This window comes from Oceanobacillus bengalensis (assembly GCF_003628445.1).
Taxonomy (GTDB): Bacteria; Bacillota; Bacilli; order Bacillales; family Amphibacillaceae; genus Oceanobacillus; species Oceanobacillus bengalensis.
Genome location: NZ_RBZO01000012.1, coordinates 42,867 through 59,734, shown reverse-complemented (window position 1 = coordinate 59,734; position 16,868 = coordinate 42,867). Strand labels below are relative to the sequence as shown.

The window sequence follows — 16,868 nt, the reverse complement described above, 5'->3', positions numbered from 1 at the left end:
TGGAGGAAAATGAAACTAAATTGGCAGCTATATTTACTATTAGCTCCGGGTATTATTTACTTTCTAGTTTTTAAATATTATCCAATGTATGGTGTGCAAATAGCATTTAAGGATTTCCGAGCAATTGATGGAATATTTGGTAGTGCGTGGGTTGGTTTTGATCACTTTATTCGCTTTTTTGATTCCTACTACTTTTGGGATTTAATAAAAAATACCTTAGGAATAAACTTATATGGTTTAGCGTTATTTCCAATCTCTATAATCGTTGCATTGGCGCTTAATGAGTTAAGAGATAGTAAATTCAAAAAAACCGCTCAAACGATTACATATGCACCACACTTTATATCCATTGTTGTATTTTCAGGGATGATTATTGCCTTTTTGGACCCAGCAACAGGGATTATCAATAATTTTATCCAGCTTCTAGGCTTTGAACCTATTAACTTCATGACAGAACCTGGTTGGTTTAAATCCATCTTTGTTTGGTCGAATGAGTGGCAAAATCTTGGATGGGGAGCAATTATCTATTTGGCTGCATTAGCAGGGGTTGATCCACAGTTACATGAAGCGGCTAAAATTGATGGAGCCACAAGGCTTCAACGAATATGGTACATCAATATACCAAGTATACTACCAACGATTATTATCCTTCTAATATTAAATATGGGTAATATGATGTCAATTGGATTTGAAAAAATCTTATTACTACAAAATGAGTTGAATTTAGAATCATCACAAGTAATTCAAACATATGTATATGAATCTGGTTTGTTACATGGACAATATAGTTATTCAACAGCAGTAGGGTTATTTAATTCAGTTATAAATTTCTTAATATTAATATTCTTCAACCGATTAGCTAGAAGGACGGGTACAAGCTTATGGTAAAGGAGTATCCATAATGAGCATAAAACAAACGAAGTCTGATAAAGTATTTGATATTTGTAACAAACTATTAGTATGGTTTTTCATCATTATTATTTCGTACCCATTGATTTACATCGTCAGTGCTTCTATAAGTGATCCTGAATATGTGAATTCGGGTAAGATGTGGCTTTTTCCACAAGGAATTACATTTGAAGGTTATGAAAGGGTTTTCCAGAATAGTGAAATCTGGCTTGGCTACCGCAATACCATTTTTTACACATTGTTTGGAACGTTTATTAACCTATTCGTAACATTGCCAATGGCATATGCACTATCAAGACAGCAACTAGTAGGGAAAAAAGTCATAATGGCTATGCTAGTATTTACCATGTTTTTCGAGGGTGGTTTAATTCCTACCTATTTATTAATTCGTGACCTTGGCATGATTGATACAATTTGGGCAATGGTGCTACCGAATGCGGCAGCGATGTGGAATATTATTGTTACGATGACATTCTTTAAAGTAACGATTCCAAGAGGATTGGAAGAAGCTGCTGAAATAGATGGTGCTTCACAGATAAGGACATTTCTCCAAATTGTTTTACCATTATCTGCGCCAATCATAGCAGTTATGGCTCTATTCTACGGTGTTGGTCACTGGAATCAATACTTTAATGCATTAATTTACTTGCAAGATAGAGAACTATTCCCATTGCAATTATTCCTAAGGGAAATACTTGTACAACAGCAACTTACAACTGAACTGATGCAACAAAGTGGAGCTGTAGAGGCATTGAGTGAACACGCTAGAATTGCTGACATCATTAAATATGCTGTTATGATTATATCTGCTGCACCTTTACTTATAGTTTATCCATTCCTACAACGCTTCTTTCTTAAAGGCGTTATGATTGGATCGATTAAAGAATAAAGACAATAGGATAAGTTGGTTTACCTACCGATTTATCCTACGATGGAGGTGGAGAATTCACTACTAGCTTTACATTTTCTAATCAATTTACTTTAAAAGGGGAGAATTAGAGTGAGGATGAAAAAGCGTTTATTAGGATTAATTGTATTGCTAATCACTGCAGTTGTCATTGCAGCATGTTCGAACGATGAGAAGAATAGTCAAGAAGATAGTGAACCATCAGATAATTTTAATGCGACAGGTTATCCAGTTGTTGATGAGCCTATTACGTTAGAAATAATGGGTAAGAGATCACCAATTCAGCCAGAGTGGCAAGAAATGGGGTTCTTCCAAGAAATGGAAGAATTGACTAATATTCAATTTGAGTATAGAACATCAACATCAGATGACTTCACACAGAATAAACAGCTTGCATTTGCAAGTTTAGATTTACCTGATTTATTTTATGGAGCAGATTTAACTGCTGGTGAAGAGGTTGATTTTGGTTCTCAAGGATTGTTAATTCCGCTAGAAGATTTAATTAAAGAGTACGCACCAAATATACAAAAACTATTAGATGAAAATCCAGAGCTTGCGGCTTCTATTACAACACCAGATGGTCATATCTATGCATTACCAGCATTAGACCAGGCGGCAACTTCAAGAACACCAATCATGTGGATGAATGGACCATGGCTTGAAGAGTTAGGCGCTGATCGACCTTCAACAATGGATGAGTTTTATGAATTATTAAAACGATTTAAAGAGGAAGACCCAGGTAATGTTGGGGATGTTATTCCGTTAACAGCAAATACACCTGCAGATTTACGAGTTGGTTTACTACCGAATTTCGGCATTGTACAGGATGATGGTATATATGAAGAGGATGGTGTAGTAGAATTTGCTTGGGTTCAAGAGGAATTTAAAGAATATCTTAAATTCCTAAATCGACTATATGATGAGAATTTACTAGATAATGAGATGTTCGCACATACATGGGAACAATTTGTTGCCAAGGGACAACGCACAGGTATTTTCTCTACTTGGCCAATTGTTCAAGTAGGATTTGAAGATCCGTCTGAAGCTTTAAATTACCCGATGCTTCCTCCTATGACAAGTGCAACAAATGATGAGAAACAAACAATTGAGTACAGCGAAATCTTTAGAGGAAGAGCAGCAATTACAAAAGATAATGAACATCCAGAAGCTACAATGCGTTGGCTTGATTACCTATATACAGAAGAAGGTACGATTCTTTCTCGGTTAGGTATTGAAGGGGAAACATATGAATGGAATGAAGATGATCAATGGATCTTGTTATCTCAAGATGGATTAAGTACTACGGAAACAAATTCTAAGCATGCACCAGGTGTTGGTACAAGTGTTCCAATGGTTCTAACCGATGAATTCTATTCTAAAGAGGGAGGAAATCCATCGATTCTAGAAATCTATGACTGGGCAAATGAAGATCTAATCCCATATGCAAAATCACCATATCCTCAAGTATATTTTTCGGTTGAGGAGCAACAAAGAATTAGTACGTTGAAGGTTGATATTGATAGCTATTTTGAACAAATGGAAGCTAAATTTATTACAGGTGGAGAGTCGATCGATGAGATGTGGGATGAATATGTAGGTACACTTATGGATTTAGGTGTCGAAGAATTAATAGAAATTCATCAAGCTGCATATGATCGCTGGTTAGAAACACAGTAAATCGACATAGAATTTTAATAGTAGTGCAGCCTGAATCTTTGGGCTGTTACTACTTCATTCATTACGAAATATAGTTAAAAAGAGGCGATAAGCATGGGACTTGAAGGAGTAGTTTGGAAATTATATAGCATTTCAAATGGAATAATGAAATTGATTTATCTTAATGCATTGTGGATTGTTTTCTCATTGTTAGGGTTGGTTGCCTTTGGTTTTTTTCCAGCAACTGCGGCAATGTTTGCAGTTGCACGAAAATGGGTTTTTGGGGAAACTGAAATTCCAGTTTTTAAGACGTTTTGGAAAACATATAAAACAGGCTTTCTACAAACGAATATCATAGGTTTTATATCGGCATTAGTAGGAATTCTATTATATGTTGATTTACGATTTTTTCAAAACTCCGAACATGTGTTACTGTCCTTTTTAGCTTTCTTTATCATTTTTGCTTTATTTATTTATTTTGCAGCTGTTTTGTACATTTTTCCTATGTATGTTCATTTCGATTTTAAGACATTGGAATATCTGAAACAAGCAATTATTTTAGTTATTGGAAAACCTTTAAACACAATTATGATAATTGTTGGAAGTTACTTACTATATGTTGTACTAAGTATGTTACCAGTTTTATGGATTTTTATAAGTGGTAGCCTTGCAAGTGTCGTATTAATGTGGATTGCAAGCAAATCCTTCCCAAGACATGAATTTCAAGCAGGTGGTGTCGAATGAAGCTCGGACTAGATATTTTCTTAGAATATGAATATAAGCAATTTAAGGGAAAACGTGTAGGTCTCGTAACAAATATGACTGGTGTAAATGGCAAATTGATACCGTCCATTGATCTATTTCACAGGCATCCAGATATTTTACTAACAGCATTATATGCACCAGAACATGGGATACGCGGTGATGCAAAAGAAGGAGAAAAAGTAGATTCAATGATAGATTCTTATACTGGACTACCAGTATATAGTTTATATGGAGCCACACGAAAACCTAGTAATGATATGTTAGAAGCAGTAGATGTTGTCGTATTTGATTTACAGGATATTGGTGCTAGGTATTATACATTTATTTATACCATGGCCTATGTGATGGAAGCTTGCGCTGAAAATGGGAAACACTTTGTCGTACTAGATAGACCGAACCCAGTTTCTGGTGAAAAGATGGAAGGTAATTTAGTTGAGGAGGAAGTCCGCTCGTTTGTTGGGTTACTTCCAATACCGAACAGGCATGGTATGACAGTGGCAGAACTGGCTTTAATGTATAAACATGAATTTGGTTATAACTGTGAATTAACCGTTATTCCGATGCAAGGTTGGAAGCGAAATATGTATTATGATGAGACGGGACTGTTTTGGGTACCACCATCTCCAAATACAACCAATATTGATATGAATATACTTTATCCAGGTACTTGTTTAATAGAAGGAACGAATTTATCTGAAGGAAGAGGAACTACAAGACCATTCGAACAAGTAGGGGCACCGTTTATTGATGGTCAGAAGCTAGCAAAGGCATTTAATCAAAAAAATGTCACCGGTGTTTTAGCACGTCCAACATCGTTTATTCCTACCTATCAAAAGCATAAAGATGAAATTTGTGGAGGTATACAATTACATATTGTAGATCGTAAAGAATTACACTCATTAGAAGCAGGGCTAATCTTACTAGAGACAATCGCCGAAATGTATTCAAATGATTTTAGCTTTTTGAAAAACGAAAATGAAAAGTATTTCTTTGATCTATTAGCAGGAACGAAAGAATTGAAAGGTAAAATATTGGAGGGTTCAGTGGAAGAATTCTTAACTTCTTGTAATCAACAAGTGGATTACTTTCAACAATTTAAAGAACCATATCACTTATACAAATAGGATGGATAATAAATGAATAAATTATCAACATTGACAACTGAAATGAGAAATATAGATTCCACTAATATAGATGCATTGTCTACATTAGAAGTCTTAGAAACAATTAATAAGGAAGATATGACCGTTGCTGAAAGTGTTCAGAAGGTTTTGCCTCAAATTGAATTAGCGGTCGATACGGTTTATCATGCAATAAAACAAGGTGGAAGACTATTTTACGTTGGGGCTGGAACAAGCGGAAGAATTGGAATTCTTGATGCTGTGGAATGTCCTCCAACTTATAGTACGCCTCCAGAACTCGTACAGGCAGTAATGGCTGGTGGTATAAAGGCTATTGAGAAAGCAGTTGAAGGGGCAGAGGATGATGAAGAGCTAGGAGCACTGGATTTACATGAAAGAAATGTAACCGAACTTGATGTTGTAGTTGGAATAGCTGCGAGTGGAAGAACACCATATGTTTCTGGAGCGTTAAAATACGCGCAAAAGATTGGTGCAAGCACAGTTAGTCTTACAAGTAATAAGGATTCTGTTATTAGTAAATATGCTGATATTCCTATAGAGGTTATTACTGGTCCAGAAGTTTTGACAGGCTCTACAAGGATGAAAGCAGCTACCGCTCACAAGCTTATACTAAACATGATTACAACTACAACAATGATAAAAATCGGTAAAGTTTATGAAAATCTAATGGTAGATTTAAAGGTTAGTAATTTGAAATTAAAGGAAAGAGCTAAAAACATTGTATCAATCATTACTCATGTACCAAATCAAAAAGCGGAAGAGATTTTAGAGAAGACAAAATATGAGGTGAAGCCCGCCATCATAATGATTAAAACAGGAGTTTCACTTGAGGAAGCGAAACAATATATCACAGAAGCGAATGGGTTTGTCAGAAAGGCAATCGAATTAGCAAATATAGGAGGACAATAGACATGTTTACATACAGATACTATCATTCCGGTGATGAGAAACAAATTGTTGACCTTTGGAATAAAACTTTATGGAAGGATCCAATCACTTCAAAACGGTTTCGTAATCTAGTATTATTGGATGCTAATTTTGATCCTGAAGGAATGCGTTTGGCATTTGATAAGGAACAATTAGTTGGAGTTGTATACGCTGTTCGAAGACAATTACCAATGTTCGAAACCGATTTAGAACCCGATAACGGCTGGATCCCTTTCTTCTTTGTATCTGAGGATTACCGGAAAACGGGTGTTGGAAAACAACTTATGGATGAAGCGGTAGGTTTCCTGAAAGAGAAAGGAAGAAAAAATGTATTTTTTGCTTCCTATGCACCAAATTACATCATGCCAGGAATTGATGAAGAATCCTACCCTGAAGCATATCAATTTCTAATATCGCAAGGATTTGCTAAACTTTATTCACCAATAGCAATGGATAGAAACTTAGTTGATTTTCGTTTATCTAATGAAATAAAAGAACTTGTGAAGTTAAGAGAGTCAGAGGGGTATACGTTTTCTTTAGCAGAAGATAAGGATCTATATGAAGTCATTCAATTTGCGAATGTAGTATTTAATCCTGATTGGGGTAGAGCAATACGTGAAGGGGTTCTTCAAGGATTGCCGATGGAGAGAATTCTTGTTGCAAGACATGAAAATAAAGTGGTAGGATTTTGTATCTTCGGTGGTTATGAAGGCGTCCCTGATCGATTTGGACCATTTGGTGTAGATCTAGAACAACAAGGGAAAAAATTAGGAAAGATTCTATTAAACTTATGCTTACAGCAGATGAAAGCTGAAAGTTTGCATGGTGCTTGGTTCTTATGGACTGGAGAAAAAACAAATGCAGGCTATCTATATAAAAACACAGGATTTGAGATTACTCGAACCTTTCATGTAATGAAGAAGGATATTTAATAAAGAAATGAGCTGATATCATGTCAACTTCTGGAGGTATCGTCATACTTTCTGAAATGCTATCTTTTTTGCCTCCATCTGAGAAGAAAATAGCTACCTATATAATTCAAAATCCACAGGAAGCTATTTCGCTAACTGCAAAGGAACTCGGAACGAGAAGTTCAACCAGTGGTGCGGCAGTAATAAGACTTTGTAAATCATTAAATTTAAACGGATTCCAGGATTTGAAGCTACGAATAGCAGGAGACCTTCAGAAGAAGAATACTCCTGAATTCAGTGATATTGAGCCCAATGAACCATTACGGTCCGTTATCGAAAAAATGACAAATAATACGATACAAACCATTCGTAAAACGGCCGATTTAATAAATGTAGATGAAGTAGAAAAGGCTGTACAAGTGTTAAGAAATGCAAGAAGAATTCACTTTATTGGAATAGGAGCTTCAGGTATTATTGCACAAGATGCAGAGCAAAAGTTTATTCGGATAAATAAAACTGCGTATGCATATACTGACACACACATGGCAGCCACGCAGATAGCAAATGCAAATGAGGAGGATGTTGTTGTTGGAATTTCCTTCTCTGGTGAAACGATAGAGGTTGCCAAGTTATTGCAATTAGCCAGAAGTAAAAATGTACGTACGATAAGTCTAACAAAGTATGGAAATCACAAAGTGACAGAGTATGCAGACATCAAATTATTTATTTCTGTAACAACGGAGCCGACGTTTCGAAGTGGTGCTACCTTTTCTCGTATGGCGCAATTGCAAGTAATTGATATTTTATTTATGAGTGTAGCATCACTGCAATATGATGAAACTCTCATGCATTTGAATGCAACACGAGAAGCGATCGAATTTCTAAAGAGTAATGGTAAGAAAAATAACAATTAAAATTAGGGCTAACTCGTGTGTGGGTTGGCCCTTTCGTGTAGTAGAGTGGGGGATTTTAAATGTATGTAATTGGAATTGATGGAGGCGGAACAAAAACAAAAGGTGTACTTGCGAATTCGAATGGAGAAATTATAGCTGAGACTATAGTAGGGGCATCCAATCCCAATAGTGTATTAGATGCTGACCTTAGAAATGAAATTGCAGAATTATTTCAATCATTGAAAATACAGAGTGGGGAACTATATTTGAAAGTGAGAAGGGTATATGCTGGCATGTCAGGGGTGGGCCATCCAACTGCAAGGAAGGATATGAAGGAGTTAATCAGTGCGCTCGTGCCTGATTCCATAAACGTTACCGTAAATCATGATGCAATAACGGCATTATATTCAGGTACTTTAGGAAACGCAGGAATCGTCCAAATTGCTGGTACTGGTTCAATCACCTTAGGATTGGGAGAAAATGGTGTTCTCAATCGAGTCGGTGGCTGGGGTTACTTATTAGGGGAAAAGGGTAGCGGATATGCACTTGGAAGTCAGGGGTTAGAAGCGGCTTTTTTGGCTCATGATGGTCTTGGAGATACAACGGAGTTACATCAATTGTTTCTTGATCATTTTCAGGTAACTTCATTACCAGATGCCATTCAAACAATCTATCGCGCTAAAAATTTGAAAGAGACAATTGCATTCTTAAGTAAACTTGTGATGAAAGCTGCAGACAATGGTGATCCTGTCGCTCAAAAAATCATTCATCATAATGCGGTACATATGGCCGAATCGATTTCGTATTTGTGTAAAAAGATGTTTATAGTAGGAGAAGCCGTTCCAGTTGTTTTAACAGGTGGTCTATTTAATAGATTCGATCTATTTCAGGATACAATGGAACTGGTCTTTTTAGAGAAGCAACTGAAAGTACAGTTAATAAAACCAGAGATGGAACCCGTAGGTGGTGCTGTAATTGCTGCGTTAAAAGAAGAAGGAATAGAGATTGAGAATCATTTCTCTGGGAAATTTAGTAATCGTTTATAGAAGAAATGTTTTCTGTAAAAGATAAAAGTACAGTTACTTTAAAAGGAAATAAAGAGACAAAGGAGTGAATTTATGCAATACATTGCTTGGAATATTGAAAGATTAGAAGAAGTGGTTGCATTATGGAATCAAGAATTAGGAAAAGACTTTCCAATGCGTGATGAACTTCTTATACAAAATAGCTTTTATGATATTAACGTTTTCAATGCTGGCTCTCTCATAGTAGTTAATGATCACAATCATGTAATTGGATTTGTTGTAACAAAAAAATGGCAGGATGACATAGATGTTGGTATTGGGAAAGATATGGGCTGGATTCAAGTATTATTAGTAGATAGTTCTTATCGAAATCAGGGAATAGGAGCTACATTACTACATCATGCAGAATCGAAACTAAAAGAACATGGTATAACTCGAATAATACTCGGAAAGGATGCATGGCATTACTTTCCTGGTATTCCAACGCAATATGAATATACTAAAAAGTGGTTTACAAAACATGGATATAAACTGAATGGAAAAGAGTTCGATTTGGATAACCATTATCATAAAGAAAACATGTCTATTCCTATTAAAGAAGGCGTAGAAGTATCACTTTTAAATATAGAAGAAAAAGGTCAATTTCTAAATTTTATGCATCGTTGTTTTCCAGGTAGATGGGAATATGAGGCCAAACAGTATTTTCAAAAGGGTGGTACTGGTAGGGAATTTGTCGTGCTAAAAAGGGAGAAACAAATTATTGGATTTTGTCGAATAAACGATTCTAAATCCCCTGTCATTGCCCAAAATGTATATTGGGCACCGCTTTATGAAGGAGAACTCGGAGGTATTGGACCGTTAGGCATTGATTCAAATGAGCGCAAGCACGGTTATGGATTGTTCATTGTAGAAGCGGCGATTGCCTATTTACGAAATAGAAATATTCATTCTATATTAATAGATTGGACGGGATTGGTAACATTCTATAATAAATTAGGTTTTAAGATTTGTAACAGCTATGATACGTATGAAAAGGACGTATAATTTAAAGGAGGATATTTATTATGAGGGGAAAAATACTTAATTTTTTCCAAAAGGAAATTGATCTAGAACACATTCCTGGCGCTGCACTGAGTATATCCTATAAAGGCGAGATTATAGTAGAAGAAATTGTAGGAAATAGGGTTGTCTATCCTGAAAAGGCACCAATAAAAATAGATACAGTGTTTGATTTAGCTTCTCTTACCAAAGTAGTTGGAACATTACCTGCTATTTTAAGACTAATAGAAAGTGGGGATGTTAGATTAGATGATTCAATCGGTTACTTTTTACCAGAATTTGCTCACAATGGGAAGCAAGATATTACAATCAGACATTTATTAACCCATACATCAGGGTTACCTGCACATAAACAATATTACTTGGAAAATCTGTCTACCAATCAGATTTTAGAAAGAATCTATGAGCAATCGCTTGAATATGAAAGCGGAACCAAAGTGGTTTATAGTGATTTGGGATTAATTACTTTGTATAAGGTGATTGAAACAGTAACAGGCGATACATTTGCACATTTTCTTGAGAAAGAGTTCCTTAAACCACTAGAGATGTTCGACACGGGATTTAATCCAACATTTGAACGGGAACGGTATGCGGCAACAGAGTTTAGTGAGAAACGAAATGATTATAAGCATGGTATTGTGCATGATGATAATACGGAATCAATGGGGGGCATTAGTGGTCATGCAGGTTTGTTTTCTACCCTTCATGACTTACAAAACTATGCTTCTATGATAGAAAATGATGGTGTTTTTAAAGGGAAGCGAATTTTATCTGAAGCTGTTTTAAATTTATCGAGAAGAAACTATACTCCGTTTGATAGCGAATATCGAGGTTTAGGATGGATATTAAACAGTCCAACATTATCCTCTTGTGGTGATTTATTTTCAAATGAATCTTATGGACATACAGGTTTTACGGGTACAAGTATCTGGTTCGATCCGGAGATAGATTTACACGTGATTCTATTAACGAATCGAGTTCATTTTGGAAGACATCCGCATATCTTAAGATTAAGACCAAGATTACATAATTTAATACGATCATACTTTTAATAAATCTCTTTTAGAAAGGAAATATCATGAAACAATCCAAATATGTTGTTGGTCTAATGTCTGGAACATCATTAGATGGTATTGATGCAGTGGTAGTAGAGATAAAGGACATAGAGGGAAATATTGATATGGAGCTCTTGTGTTTTTTAACATTGCCTTATTCTAGCGCCATCAAAGAACAAATACTAATGTTATGTGATCCTCACCAAGCTAGGATTGAGGACATTTCTTCTATGAATATGTTATTAGGTGAATTATTTGCTAATGCCTCACTACAAGTTATTAAAGAAGCAGGTTTATTACAAAAGGATATTTTACTTATTAGCTCCCATGGTCAGACAATTTTCCATCAGCCTGACTCAAAACTATTAGATGGTAGGGAAATTACTTCTACGCTTCAAATTGGAGATATCGGTGTTATAGCTGAACGTACAGGGATTACGACAATTGGTGACTTCCGGACACGAGATATGGCGGCAGGGGGAAAGGGCGCGCCTTTAGTTCCGTACGCTGATTATATGTTGTTCCGTGAAAAGAATTATGGGAGAGTATTGGTAAATATAGGTGGCATTTCGAATATTACCACCCTACCTAAAAATTGTGCGAAAACAGATATTTATGCTTTTGATACTGGGCCAGGGAATATGCTAATTGACGCTTTTGTAGAATGGGTTACGAACGGAAATCAAACTTATGATAGAGATGGAAAACTAGCATCCAAAGGGGAAGTTAATGATGCTTGGCTTAAAGAACTATTAGAGCATCCCCATTACAAGCTTCAACCTCCAAAAAGTACGGGAAGAGAGATGTTTGGAAAAGCGTATGCTACAAAATTATGGCATGAAGCAGCGAACCTCAAGTTACGTGATACGGATAAAATAGCAACGATTACAGCACTAACAGCAAAGTCAATTGTTAACGAAATTAATAGATATATAGAGCCTGGTGAGATAAAAGAAGTATTAATCAGTGGCGGAGGTGGATTTAATCACACATTAATGAATATGATTAAATCTTATTTGCCCAACGATATCGATTTTAAAAAAACAGATGAATATGGTATGCCTGCAGATGCAAAAGAGGCAATGGTATTTGCTCTCCTTGGCTATCAATGTTTTAACAAAAGGACGAATAATTTGCCAGCTGCCACAGGAGCGGAGAAATCAGTGATAATGGGAAAGATTGCTTGGTGAGTGATTGGGCCCGTCGGTGCGGCCATGGGGACGGGTACATCGTCCTAAAAGTAAGAGATCCCAGAGTGACGGGATTTCAATTAAAGAAGCGTTTGAAAGAGATAGAATGTATCTACAGGAAAACTCAGCTTCAAGATAAGGATAAAGTGGACCTTCAAAAAGTGTAAATGTAGATTGTAAGTACAATTACAAATTTTTATTATGAAATTGGATAGTAATATAGTTGATTATTCTGTAAAATATACATTATCAGAATAATAACAATAAAAAGGAGTGTGCAAATTGGTTAAAATAGCTGTATTAGGAAAAGGTCCCGCAAGAAAAGAACATTTGAAAACATGGTCAGCAATTTCAGGTGTAGAAGTTGTCGGTGAGAAAGAAAACCTTAGTCTGCAAGAGGCCCTTTCTTTAGATGTTGATGTTGTCGACCTTTGTTTGCCGTTAGACCAGCGTGCAGATTATATTCGCCGTGCTTCTAAAAAAGGACTTCATATAATCTGTGAGGCACCAATTGCTCAAAGTGTGGAAGAAGCTGAATCGATTGTAAAAGCATGTAGCCAAAATCAAACGAATCTGTACCTTGGAAATTCACATCGTTTCCATCCAGCATATGTCAACGCTAGGGAGCAACTTGAAGATGGAAGTTTGGGTAACCCAGGCGTTCTTCGTATAACACACAGTATACCGCGTCCAGAGAAGGAAGCCGACTTATTTCTTCAAGTTGGAAATGCCGATTTTGATTGGCTAGTTTGGGCATTAGGTGATGTCGAGAGAGTTACAGCGAAACGAGTACAAAAAAAGCGTCAAGACGGAAGTTTACTAGAATTTGCTTTAGTTACATTAAGAATGGAGAACCAAGCAATCGCGCATGTGGAATTATCCTGGTCGACGGAAAAAGTTGAACAAACGTTTGAACTAACTGGTGAATATGGGATGCTTACCTATAATGGAAAGGAAAGTAATCCAATTCAGGTGGAGCTTACTTCTGGTAACCTAGATGTAGAAGAAGGACTTTTTGTGAAAAATCCACTTAGGCGTGAAATGGAAGCAATCATAAATTCGCTCAATTCGGAAGGCAGCGTGCCGTTCACACCAGTGGATGCGATGAAAGCAATGAAAATAGCAGAAGCAGCGAAACATTCCGTAGCAATTGGTGAACCTGTCTCACTGAAAAGAGGTGCTTTATTATGAAAATAGGTATCATTAGCTTTGCCCATATGCATGCATTGAGTTATGCAACTTACCTGCTGCAACATCCTGAAGCAGAGTTAGTAGGGATATGGGATGCAGAGAAAAAACGCGGCAAGGAAATGGCACAAAAATTTGATACAAACTTTTATTTAGACCTTGATGAATTTTTACAAACAGACGTTGAAGCTGTCATTGTATGTTCGGAGAATGTGAACCATAAAGAACACGTAATAAAAGCTGCAAGATATCGAAAACACATTTTATGCGAAAAACCAATCGCAACAGAAGTGGAAGATGCAAAGGCAATGATTGAAGCATGTGAGAAGAGTGAGGTTATTTTACAAGTTGCCTATCCAGTTCGCTTTGTACCAGCTATTCAGCAAGTAAAACAGATGATTGAGTCAGGTCAAATAGGTGAAGTGGTTGCCGTAAATGCAACAAACCATGGACAAATGCCTGGTGGATGGTTTGTTGAAAAGGAATTATCTGGTGGCGGTTCAGCAACAGACCATATTGTACATATCATGGATCTGCTGCGCTGGATTCTAAAGGATGAAGTGAAAAATGTGTATGCAGAATTAGACACAAGATTTTATGATATTGATGTTGAAGATTGTGGTTCGGTTTTGCTTGAACTGGAATCAGGTGTCATCGCCTCAATCGATCCAAGCTGGTCAAGACCTGCTACCTTTCCAACATGGGGTGATGTAACGATGAAAATTGTTGGAACAGAAGGAACGATTGCTGTTGATGCCTACAAACAATATTCACTTCTTTATAACGATAAAGATGGAAGAATACAACAGAAACCATGGGCTGATGACATGGATGAAGGACTTGTAAATGATTTTATCGATTGTATAAAAACGAGAAGAGAACCGTTTATCACTGGAACAGATGGATTAAGGACATTAGAAGTGGTAAAGGCCGCATATATGTCGAATGAATTAAAGCGAACGGTTACAATCGAACGTTGACTTAACATAGATAGAAATGAATGAATTGGAACAGGGCCATAAGCAATCTAGAAATATGGCCCTGTTCCAAGGTGAAGGACAGTTAAAGGAGGAATAATTATGGATCTTCGTGTAGGTATTATCGGTGCTGGAGGAATAGCTAAAGATGTACATGTACCAAATTATCTAAAGCATCCTGATAAAGTAAAAGTAGTGGCAGTTGCTGATATCTCGATCGATAATGCAAAAAGCTTAGCGACACAATATGACATACAACATGTTTTTACAGATTATAAAGAAATGTTAGAAACAGTGGAATTGGATGCAGTGAGTATTTGTACACCAAATAAATTTCATGCAGAAGCTACAATTGCAGCATTACAAGCAGGGTGTCATGTACTATGTGAAAAACCACCTGCAATGACTGTAGAAGAAGCAGAAGAAATGGAAAAGGAAGCAGAAAAGGCTGGGAAAATGTTAACCTATGGCTTATGTTATCGTTACTCAGCGGAGGTTCGTACGTTAAAACGGTTTATAGATGCTGATGAACTTGGCCATGTGTATGCTGCTCGTGTTCACGCACTCCGTAGACGTGGTATTCCGGGATGGGGTGTTTTTACGAACAAAGCACTTCAAGGTGGCGGTCCACTCATTGATATTGGTGTCCATATGCTTGATACAGCCCTTTATCTAATGGATTACCCTGAACCAGATACCGTTCTAGGTGTTACGTATCAGATGCTAGGTAATAAAAAAGGTGTGGGGATTCTTGGTGAATGGGATTATGAAAACTTTTCTGTTGAGGATATGGCACGTGGTTTAATTACGTTTAAAAATGGTGCATCCATTATAATCGAATCTGCCTTTGCTGCAAATGTGGAAATACTAGATGAAATGTCTGTTACCTTAATGGGGGATAAGGGCGGTGCGGATGTTTTTCCGTTGAAAATAAACCAAGAAAAACATGATACATTAATTGATATTACGCCCTCTTACCTACCGAAAAAAGATAGATACGAATTGCAAATTGAACAGTTTATTCATACTTGTTTAACGGGAGAAGAACCGATTAGTACAGCAAGGCAAGGAGTATTTCTTCAAAAGATTATTAATGGATTATATGAATCTGCTAAAACGGGAGAAGCGGTAAAGCTATCGTAAGGACTACAAAGAATCGGTAAATCTTCTAGACAAGAAGAAAGAGAGGGAAATAGAAAATGTTAAAGGTTGGTGTGATTGGTATTGGGTCAATCTCAGACTCACATATTAATAGCTATGTAAAGAATGAGAGAGTTGAACTTGTTGCTTTTTGTGATGTGAATGAAAAGCGGTTAAAGGAGAAAGCGAAAAAGTATGAGGTTGAGCAATGTTATACAGACTATCCTGAATTGCTAGAAGATAAATCGATTGACGCTGTCAGCATTTGTACATGGAACAATTCACACGCCGAAATTGCAATTGCAGCACTGGAGGCTGGAAAGCACGTTCTCGTAGAAAAGCCACTGAGTATGACAGTAAAAGAAGCAAAAGCAGTGCAAGAAGCTGCAGGGAAAACAGGAAATGTACTGCAGGTCGGTTTTGTGCGTAGACATGGAGATAATGCAAAGCTATTGAAACAGTTTATTGATCATGGTGATTTGGGAGAGATTTATTATGCAAAAGCTTCTTGTTTAAGAAGATTAGGAAATCCCGGTGGATGGTTTAGTGATAAAAAGAGGTCAGGTGGAGGGCCATTAATAGATTTAGGTGTTCACATGGTCGATATTTGTTGGTATCTAATGGGAAAACCAAGGCCAGTATCGGTTAGTGGGAATACGTATCATAAACTAGGAAATCGAAGTAATGTAAAAAATCTATCATTCTACAAAGCAGCAGATTATGACCCTTCCATAAATAGTGTGGAAGATTTAACCAATGCAATGATTCGATTTGAAAATGGTGCTTCTTTGCTAGTAGATGTGAGCTTTACCCTTCAGGCTAAGAAAGATGAAGTATCAGTGAAATTATTTGGTGATAAAGGTGGAGCTGAAATCGAACCAGAGCTAATGATTGTTAGTGAACAACATGACACAATCTTAAATATGACGCCTCAGATGGATACATTGGGATTTGATTTTGCTAAGGCATTTTCGAATGAAATTAACCAATTTGTTTCCTGTTGCCTTGATGGTACAGAAAATATTGCTCCAGTTGAAGATGGTGTGGAGGTAATGAGGATGTTACAAGGAATCTATGAATCGGCTGAAACGGGTAAAGAAGTCTATTTGTAGGTGATGTTATGA

The 16,868-nt window shown here is 36.6% G+C and carries 16 protein-coding genes; all 16 read left to right on the top strand.

Features of this window, described 5'->3' with window-relative positions:
- The first annotated feature begins 9 nt into the window (after positions 1–9).
- The gene (locus tag D8M05_RS09370) at positions 10–888 is read left to right on the top strand and encodes an ABC transporter permease (protein ID WP_245985274.1); all 879 of its coding nucleotides are present in this window, start codon (positions 10–12) and stop codon (positions 886–888) included.
- 13 nt (positions 889–901) lie between these two features.
- Entirely contained in the window at positions 902–1,798 is an 897-nt protein-coding gene (locus D8M05_RS09365) for a carbohydrate ABC transporter permease (protein WP_121131093.1), read from the top strand.
- Between the two features lie 117 nt (positions 1,799–1,915).
- Complete coding sequence (locus D8M05_RS09360; protein WP_147405170.1) at positions 1,916–3,493, top strand: extracellular solute-binding protein; 1,578 nt, start codon at positions 1,916–1,918, stop codon at positions 3,491–3,493.
- Positions 3,494–3,586: 93 nt separating this feature from the next.
- Positions 3,587–4,216 (top strand): YesL family protein, encoded by a 630-nt coding sequence (locus D8M05_RS09355; protein WP_121131088.1) that lies wholly within the window; start codon positions 3,587–3,589, stop codon positions 4,214–4,216.
- Positions 4,213–5,361 (top strand): exo-beta-N-acetylmuramidase NamZ family protein, encoded by a 1,149-nt coding sequence (locus tag D8M05_RS09350; RefSeq protein WP_121131085.1) that lies wholly within the window; start codon positions 4,213–4,215, stop codon positions 5,359–5,361. Before D8M05_RS09355 ends, D8M05_RS09350 begins: the two co-directional genes overlap by 4 nt.
- A gap of 12 nt (positions 5,362–5,373) precedes the next feature.
- A complete protein-coding gene (gene murQ / locus D8M05_RS09345) occupies positions 5,374–6,288 on the top strand; it encodes an N-acetylmuramic acid 6-phosphate etherase (RefSeq protein ID WP_121131082.1) in 915 nt (304 codons plus the stop codon).
- A 2-nt stretch (positions 6,289–6,290) separates the two neighbouring features.
- Positions 6,291–7,238, top strand: a complete 948-nt coding sequence (locus D8M05_RS09340; RefSeq protein WP_121131079.1) for a GNAT family N-acetyltransferase — start codon at positions 6,291–6,293, stop codon at positions 7,236–7,238.
- 20 nt (positions 7,239–7,258) lie between these two features.
- Complete coding sequence (locus tag D8M05_RS09335) at positions 7,259–8,131, top strand: MurR/RpiR family transcriptional regulator (RefSeq protein WP_121131076.1); 873 nt, start codon at positions 7,259–7,261, stop codon at positions 8,129–8,131.
- A 59-nt stretch (positions 8,132–8,190) separates the two neighbouring features.
- A complete protein-coding gene (locus D8M05_RS09330; RefSeq protein WP_121131073.1) occupies positions 8,191–9,156 on the top strand; it encodes an N-acetylglucosamine kinase in 966 nt (321 codons plus the stop codon).
- Positions 9,157–9,228: 72 nt separating this feature from the next.
- Positions 9,229–10,179: a GNAT family N-acetyltransferase gene (locus D8M05_RS09325; protein ID WP_121131070.1), complete on the top strand. Its 951-nt coding sequence runs from the start codon at positions 9,229–9,231 to the stop codon at positions 10,177–10,179.
- Positions 10,180–10,199: 20 nt separating this feature from the next.
- Positions 10,200–11,246, top strand: coding sequence for a serine hydrolase domain-containing protein (locus tag D8M05_RS09320; protein ID WP_121131067.1), 1,047 nt, complete (start codon positions 10,200–10,202; stop codon positions 11,244–11,246).
- A 26-nt stretch (positions 11,247–11,272) separates the two neighbouring features.
- The gene (locus D8M05_RS09315) at positions 11,273–12,439 is read left to right on the top strand and encodes an anhydro-N-acetylmuramic acid kinase (RefSeq protein ID WP_121131064.1); all 1,167 of its coding nucleotides are present in this window, start codon (positions 11,273–11,275) and stop codon (positions 12,437–12,439) included.
- Between the two features lie 282 nt (positions 12,440–12,721).
- Positions 12,722–13,630 carry a Gfo/Idh/MocA family protein gene (locus D8M05_RS09310; protein WP_183072746.1) on the top strand — a complete coding sequence of 303 codons (909 nt, stop codon included), beginning with the start codon at positions 12,722–12,724 and terminating at the stop codon, positions 13,628–13,630.
- Positions 13,627–14,607, top strand: a complete 981-nt coding sequence (locus tag D8M05_RS09305) for a Gfo/Idh/MocA family protein (protein ID WP_121131058.1) — start codon at positions 13,627–13,629, stop codon at positions 14,605–14,607. The genes D8M05_RS09310 and D8M05_RS09305 overlap by 4 nt, the downstream gene beginning before the upstream one ends.
- 99 nt (positions 14,608–14,706) lie before the next feature.
- Entirely contained in the window at positions 14,707–15,747 is a 1,041-nt protein-coding gene (locus tag D8M05_RS09300; protein WP_379543187.1) for a Gfo/Idh/MocA family protein, read from the top strand.
- Positions 15,748–15,803: 56 nt separating this feature from the next.
- Positions 15,804–16,856: a Gfo/Idh/MocA family protein gene (locus D8M05_RS09295; protein ID WP_121131052.1), complete on the top strand. Its 1,053-nt coding sequence runs from the start codon at positions 15,804–15,806 to the stop codon at positions 16,854–16,856.
- The last annotated feature ends 12 nt before the right edge of the window (positions 16,857–16,868 follow it).

Coding starts and splice junctions, on each gene's coding strand:
- D8M05_RS09370 (WP_245985274.1), top strand. CDS start 10: ATGAAACTAAATTGGCAGCTATATTTACTATTAGCTCCGGGTATTATT.
- D8M05_RS09365 (WP_121131093.1), top strand. CDS start 902: ATGAGCATAAAACAAACGAAGTCTGATAAAGTATTTGATATTTGTAAC.
- D8M05_RS09360 (WP_147405170.1), top strand. CDS start 1,916: ATGAAAAAGCGTTTATTAGGATTAATTGTATTGCTAATCACTGCAGTT.
- D8M05_RS09355 (WP_121131088.1), top strand. CDS start 3,587: ATGGGACTTGAAGGAGTAGTTTGGAAATTATATAGCATTTCAAATGGA.
- D8M05_RS09350 (WP_121131085.1), top strand. CDS start 4,213: ATGAAGCTCGGACTAGATATTTTCTTAGAATATGAATATAAGCAATTT.
- murQ (WP_121131082.1), top strand. CDS start 5,374: ATGAATAAATTATCAACATTGACAACTGAAATGAGAAATATAGATTCC.
- D8M05_RS09340 (WP_121131079.1), top strand. CDS start 6,291: ATGTTTACATACAGATACTATCATTCCGGTGATGAGAAACAAATTGTT.
- D8M05_RS09335 (WP_121131076.1), top strand. CDS start 7,259: ATGTCAACTTCTGGAGGTATCGTCATACTTTCTGAAATGCTATCTTTT.
- D8M05_RS09330 (WP_121131073.1), top strand. CDS start 8,191: ATGTATGTAATTGGAATTGATGGAGGCGGAACAAAAACAAAAGGTGTA.
- D8M05_RS09325 (WP_121131070.1), top strand. CDS start 9,229: ATGCAATACATTGCTTGGAATATTGAAAGATTAGAAGAAGTGGTTGCA.
- D8M05_RS09320 (WP_121131067.1), top strand. CDS start 10,200: ATGAGGGGAAAAATACTTAATTTTTTCCAAAAGGAAATTGATCTAGAA.
- D8M05_RS09315 (WP_121131064.1), top strand. CDS start 11,273: ATGAAACAATCCAAATATGTTGTTGGTCTAATGTCTGGAACATCATTA.
- D8M05_RS09305 (WP_121131058.1), top strand. CDS start 13,627: ATGAAAATAGGTATCATTAGCTTTGCCCATATGCATGCATTGAGTTAT.
- D8M05_RS09300 (WP_379543187.1), top strand. CDS start 14,707: ATGGATCTTCGTGTAGGTATTATCGGTGCTGGAGGAATAGCTAAAGAT.
- D8M05_RS09295 (WP_121131052.1), top strand. CDS start 15,804: ATGTTAAAGGTTGGTGTGATTGGTATTGGGTCAATCTCAGACTCACAT.